7 protein-coding genes are annotated in these 6,114 nt (G+C 66.2%); 2 read left to right on the top strand and 5 right to left on the bottom strand.

The window, feature by feature from the left end; genetic code table 11:
* Positions 1-429: shikimate kinase (locus AC2VOG_RS07850; RefSeq protein WP_486939350.1), on the bottom strand; the 429-nt coding region annotated here is incomplete at its 3' end.
* A gap of 4 nt (positions 430-433) precedes the next feature.
* Positions 434-1,639, bottom strand: a complete 1,206-nt coding sequence (gene aroC / locus AC2VOG_RS07845) for a chorismate synthase (protein ID WP_486939349.1) — start codon at positions 1,637-1,639, stop codon at positions 434-436.
* Positions 1,640-1,819: 180 nt separating this feature from the next.
* Here aroC and AC2VOG_RS07840 point away from each other — a divergent pair, with 180 nt between their 5' ends.
* Both AC2VOG_RS07840 and AC2VOG_RS07835 read left to right on the top strand, forming a co-directional pair.
* Positions 1,820-2,950: a ferredoxin reductase gene (locus tag AC2VOG_RS07840; RefSeq protein WP_486939348.1), complete on the top strand. Its 1,131-nt coding sequence runs from the start codon at positions 1,820-1,822 to the stop codon at positions 2,948-2,950.
* A gap of 13 nt (positions 2,951-2,963) precedes the next feature.
* Positions 2,964-4,169, top strand: a complete 1,206-nt coding sequence (locus AC2VOG_RS07835) for a fatty acid desaturase family protein (RefSeq protein WP_486939347.1) — start codon at positions 2,964-2,966, stop codon at positions 4,167-4,169.
* Between the two features lie 81 nt (positions 4,170-4,250).
* Here AC2VOG_RS07835 and AC2VOG_RS07830 read toward each other — a convergent pair whose 3' ends face one another.
* The 3 genes from AC2VOG_RS07830 to mltG form a co-directional block, all read right to left on the bottom strand.
* On the bottom strand, positions 4,251-4,667 hold the full coding sequence (locus AC2VOG_RS07830) for an A24 family peptidase (protein WP_486939346.1): 417 nt from the start codon (positions 4,665-4,667) through the stop codon (positions 4,251-4,253).
* Between the two features lie 10 nt (positions 4,668-4,677).
* The gene (locus tag AC2VOG_RS07825) at positions 4,678-5,484 is read right to left on the bottom strand and encodes a shikimate dehydrogenase (protein ID WP_486939351.1); all 807 of its coding nucleotides are present in this window, start codon (positions 5,482-5,484) and stop codon (positions 4,678-4,680) included.
* A partial coding sequence (gene mltG / locus AC2VOG_RS07820; protein ID WP_486939345.1) for an endolytic transglycosylase MltG occupies positions 5,474-6,114 on the bottom strand: 641 nt, incomplete at its 5' end. The genes mltG and AC2VOG_RS07825, both read right to left, overlap by 11 nt.

The raw sequence follows: 6,114 nt of genomic DNA, 5'->3' as shown, positions 1-6,114 counted from the left end.
GACCTCTCGGTAGAGCGGCACACGCTGTGTCATCAGCGCGCGGAACTTCTCAGCGCGGTCCGGTCCGGCCAGCAGAGGCCGCACGGTGTTACCACCTGTGCGCCGAACTCCTTCGGCCGCATTGATTTCCAAGTACACGACGGTGTGGCCGGCCAACGCGGCACGCACCCCCGGGGTGGTCACTGCGCCGCCGCCCAGCGACAGGACGCCGTCGTGTGTGTCGAGCGCTGCACGGATCACCTCTTCCTCGATCCGGCGAAACTCCGCTTCGCCGTCGGAAGCGAAGATGTCGGCGATCGCGCGTCCGGTCTGCTGCTCGATGGCTGCGTCGGTGTCGAGCATGGCGACGTCGAGGGCCTTGGCAAGCCGTCGACCGATGGTGGACTTGCCGGATCCCGGCAGTCCCACCAACACGGCTTTGGGCGCCATGGCGTTACCCGGACGCCCGGACTTCGGTGGCCGGCTCCCGCTCGGCGACCGAACGCCGGTAGGACTCGATGTTGCGGCGGGTCTCGGTCAGCGAATCGCCACCGAACTTCTCCAGCGCGGCGCGGGCCAGTACCAACGCGACCATCGTCTCGACCACGACACCGGCGGCCGGGACCGCGCAGACATCGGAGCGCTGGTTGATCGCGACCGCTTCGTCGCCGGTGGCCATGTCGACGGTGGCCAGCGCGCGCGGCACCGTGGAGATCGGCTTCATCGCGGCCCGCACCCGCAGCGGCTCGCCGTTCGTCATGCCACCTTCCAGGCCGCCGGCCCGGTTGGTGGAGCGGATGATGCCGTCAGGTCCGGGATACATCTCGTCGTGAGCGCGGCTGCCGCGCCGGCGGGCGGTGGCGAACCCGTCGCCGATTTCGACGCCCTTGATCGCCTGGATGCCCATCACCGCGGCGGCCAGTTGGCTGTCGAGTCGATTGTCGCCGCTGGTGAACGAGCCCAGTCCGATGGGCAGGCCGGTCACGACCGCTTCCACCACGCCGCCCAGGGTGTCGCCGTCTTTCTTGGCGGCTTCGATCTCGGCGATCATCGAGGCTTCCGCGGCGTTGTCGAAGGCTCGCACCCCGCTGTCGTCGATCGCGGCCAGGTCGCTGGGCTGCGGCGGCGGTCCGTCATACGGCGTGGAGTCGCCGATCGAGATGACGTGCGACAGCACCTCGACGCCGAGGGCTTGGCGTAGAAACTGGCGGGCGACGGTGCCGGCGGCGACGCGGGCGGCGGTCTCGCGGGCGCTGGCCCGTTCCAACACCGGTCGGGCATCGTCGAATTCGTACTTCAGCATCCCGGCGTAGTCGGCGTGGCCGGGCCGCGGCCGGGTCAGCGGCGCGTTGCGCGCCACCTCGAGTGCGGATTCCTCGACCGGGTCCGGGGCCATCACGGTCTCCCACTTCGGCCACTCGGTGTTGCCGACCTCGATGGCGATCGGGCCACCGAGGGTGACGCCGTGCCGCACTCCCGCGAGCACGGTGACCTGGTCGCGCTCGAACTTCATCCGGGCGCCGCGGCCGTAGCCGAGTCGACGGCGGGCCAACTGGTCGGCGATGTCGTCGGAGGTGATCGTCAACCCGGCGACCATGCCTTCGACCACGGCCACCAGAGCGCGGCCGTGGGATTCACCAGCAGTAGTCCATCGCAACACGAGTCCCATCTTCCCACGGCGGGCCTCGTCGGGGAAAAATGCGCCAATCGGATGGGACGGGGGTCGGTGCTTGGCGGTTGCTTGCACCCAGCACGTTCCGGATCGAGGTTTTATTACTCCGCAGTAGGGTATCCCACTCGCGTGACCACGGTCACAACGTTCACGAGCGGAAGGCAAGCCATGACCTCGCCCATCAAATCTGCGGTGCGCTGGGCGCGATCCCCGGCGAAGAACGTGGACTCGGCTTACGGGTCGTGGGTCAACACGGTTCGCGGGCTGGCCGCACGGGCGACCACGCCGCTGCTGCCCGACGACTATCTATCGCTGATCAACCCGCTCTGGTCGGCCCGCGAATTGCGCGGTGAGATCGTCGCGGTCACGCCCGAGACCGATGACACCGCGACGGTCGTCATCCGGCCGGGATGGGGATTCTCGGGTGACTACCAGCCTGGCCAATACGTCGGGATCGGCTTGCGCGTCAACGGCAAGTGGCATTGGCGGTCGTACTCGCTGACGTCGGTTCCCCAGCACGGCGACGGCAACATCTCGATCACCGTGAAGGCGACGCCGGAAGGCTTCTTGTCGACTCATCTGGTCAACGGCGTCCAACCCGGCACGATCATTCGGCTGGCATCTCCGAAAGGAGACTTCGCGCTACCCAACCCGCCGCCGTCGCAGATCCTGTTCATCACCGCGGGCAGCGGCATCACACCCGTCATGGGGATGCTGCGATCGCTGCGGGGACGAGGCCAGTTCCCCGATATCGTCCACGTGCATTCAGCCCCCTCGCAGGACGCGGTCATCTTCCACGACGAACTGCGCGACACCGAGAAGGCAGAACGCGGCTACCGACTGCATCTGCGGCTGACCGAGACCGACGGCAAGCTCGATTTCGGAGAGCTCGACGACATCGTCGCCGATTGGCGTGATCGCTCGGCGTGGGCGTGCGGACCCGCGGCCATGCTCGACACGGTCGAAAAGGTCTGGAAGGACAACAACCTCGACGAGGCTCTCCACCTGGAGCGATTCAGCATCGCCGCCACCGACAAAGGCGGCGAGGGCGGCACGGTGACATTCGCGATATCCGATAAGGAAATCGCGATCGACGGCGCAACATCCATCCTCGATGCCGGCGAAAAGCTGGGCATTCAAATGCCGTTCGGATGCCGGATGGGCATCTGCCAAACCTGCGTACTTCCATTGGAGGAAGGCCACGTTCGCGATGTTCGCTCGGGTCAAGAACATGGCGCCGGCGACCGTATCCAGACCTGCATCTCGACCGCATCCGGCAACTGCACCATCAAAGTCTGAGAGGAGACCATCCATGGCTATCACCGACATCAAGGCCTACGCACACCTCACCCCGCAGGACGTCGAGGACCTAGCGGCCGAGCTCGACCAGATTCGCACCGATATTGAGGAATCGCGGGGCGAACGCGACGCTCAATACATCCGCCGCGCGATCCAGTTACAGCGCGGACTGGCGGCTTTCGGGCGCCTTGCGCTGTTCGCCAGCAGCAGCAAGATGGCCCGTACGGCGGGCATCGCCAGTCTGGCATCCGCCAAGATCATCGAAAATATGGAGTTGGGCCACAACATCATTCACGGCCAGTGGGACTGGATGAACGACCCGGAAATCCATTCGACGGAATGGGAGTGGGACACGGCGTGCCCGTCGTCGCAGTGGAAGCACTCGCACAATTTCGTGCATCACAAATACACCAACGTCGTCGGCCTCGATGCCGATGTGGGTTACGGCATCATGCGGGTGACGCGCGACCAGCGTTGGGCGCCGTGGATGATCGGCAACCCGATCTACAACATGCTGCTGGGAACGCTCTTTCAGTGGGGAGTCGCGCTGCACCACGTCGAGACCGCCAAGGTCCGCAAGAAGGAGAAGTCGTGGGCGGAGGTGCGAAAAGATCTGCGCGTCATGGGCAAGAAGATGGGTAAGCAAGTCGGTAAGGACTACATCGTCTTCCCCGCCTTGGCCGGCAGTAACTGGAAGCACACGCTAAAGGCCAACGCCATCGCCAACCTGATCCGGAACTACTGGGCCTACATGGTGATCTTCTGTGGCCACTTCCCCGACGGCGCGGAAAAATTCACCAAGGAAGCCTTTGAGGAAGAAACCCGCGGGGAATGGTATCTACGCCAGATGCTCGGCTCGGCCAACTTCAACGCCGGCCCGATCATGGCGTTCATGAGCGGGAATCTGTGCTATCAGATCGAGCACCACCTGTTCCCCGACCTGCCCAGCAACCGGTACGCCGAAATCAGCGTGCGCGTGCGGGAACTCTGCGAGAAATACGACCTGCCCTACACCACTGGACCGCTGCTGCGCCAGTATTGGCAGTCGTTCTGGACCATCCTCAAGCTCGCGATCCCTGACAGGTGGCTGCCCGGCACCAGCGACGACGCACCGGAAACGCACTCGGAGAAGAAGTTTCCCGAGTCCGAGCCGCGCGAAATCCGCGGCAAGCGTTACGGGCTGCGCAGCGCCCTGAAGGGTCGTGCCGCGGCAGCCTAGTGTTTCGCCGAACGTGTACTCAGTACGAAAGCGAAGGCCGAAAATCGAACTCAGTGCACGTTCGGCGAGCCGGCTGCCGCGTCAACTCGCCGACCACATTGCCGCGGCGCTCGCCAGACACATCGCCGGCCCGTGCGGCACCACCCGGATCGACCAGCCGGCGCACGCCACGAGGCCGACCACCGCGCTCAGCAGCGGCGCAGCGATGGCCGCGAGCAACCACACATCGGCACCGAAACGTGCTGTCAGCGCCCCCAGTCCCAGGGCCAGCTTGACGTCGCCGGCGCCCATCGCCGTCGGAGCCAGCAGGTGTACCGACAGATAGACGCCGGCTAACGCGACTGCGCCGACCAGCGCTGCCCACCCGCGGCCAGAACCCAGAGCGGCCAGCATGATCATCGCGAATCCGGGAATAGTCAGCCAATTCGGCAGCCGGCGCTGCCGGACGTCGTAGCCACTCAGCGCAGCCATCCACAGCAGAGCCGGTCCAATCAGCATGCGCGGCACACTAATCCAGGACGGCCGCCATCGCCGCTCGCGGGGCCGGTAGGCCTGTGAATTGTTCGACTTGCGCGAACGCCTGATGCAGCAGCATCTGCAGGCCGCCGATCACCTGACCGCCTGCGTCGCTCACCGCCGCGGCCAGTGGCGTCGGCCACGGGTCATAGATCGCATCCAGCAGCACCGGCGCCGCGGCGAAGGCATCGGCGTGGCGCGCCGCAACGTCGGCGGGCAACGTGCTGACCAACACCTGAGCGGACGCGATCGCGTCGCGGACCGACCCGCCATTCAGGTCGCAGAACCGGGCCCGCGCACCGACCCGACCAGCCAGGTCGACCAGATCGGCAGCCTTGGCCGGATTGCGCGCCACCACGGTGATGTCGGCGACGCCCAACTCGGCCAATGCCACGATCGCTGCCGGGGCGGTTCCGCCCGAGCCGGCGATCACCGCGGAACCGCTGGCCGCCCCGAGTGCGCCCTTGACGCCGTCGACGTCGGTGTTGTCGGCCCGCCAGCCGCGCGGCGTCCGCAGCAACGTGTTGGCCGATCCGACCAACTCGGCCCGCTCGGTCTGCTCGTCGGCGAATCGCAGCGCGGCGAACTTTCCGGGCATCGTCACCGACACCCCAACCCACTGCGGCCCGAATCCGCTGACCACACCCGGTAATTCGTCGGCGTTGCACTCGATGCGGTCGTACGTCCAACCGTCCAGGCCCAGCGCCCGGTAGGCGGCCAGATGAAGTTGCGGGGACCGCGAGTGAGCGATCGGCGAGCCGAGAACGGCGGCTTTTCGGGGCGCCCCACTACCTCGCACTGTCGAGGACACCGTTGCGTGTGGCCAGCTCGATGTTCGCCAGATGCTGCTGGTAGTCGCGGGTGAACAGCGTCGTGCCTTGCTCGTCGATGGTGACGAAGTACAGCCAGTCGCCATCCTCGGGGTGCTCTGCCGCCTTGAGCGCCTCGGTGCCCGGCGAGCAGATCGGCGTCGCCGGCAGGCCATCGATGACATAGGTGTTCCACGGCGTGGTCTGGGCGCGGTCACCGTCGGTGGTGGCCACCTCGCGACGGTCCAGCGGAAAGTTCACCGTCGAGTCGAACTCCAATTTGCGGTGCTCGGCAAGGCGGTTGTAGATGACCCGCGCCACCTTGGCGAAGTCCTGCGGTTTGGCTTCGCGCTGCACCAGCGAGGCGACCACCAGCACGTTGTAGGGCGAGATGTTCATCGCGGTTGCGGTGTCTTGCAGCCCCGATCTCAGGTACAGCTCCGCGCTGGAGTTGATCAGCGTTGACAAGATGTCCTGCGGCGACGCCGACGGGTTGACGTTCCAGGTGCCCGGCGCGATGAGCCCTTCGATCCGACGGTGGTCGCTGCCCATCGCCGTCACCGACGGCACCGCCCACGGCGGCACCAAAAGTAATGTCGGCGGCGTATTTTCCGCCGCTG

Source organism: Mycobacterium sp. TH-M11, from assembly GCF_057473725.1.
Note: the sequence above shows the minus strand (reverse complement) of the source record. Positions and strands in the feature narration are given on the sequence as shown.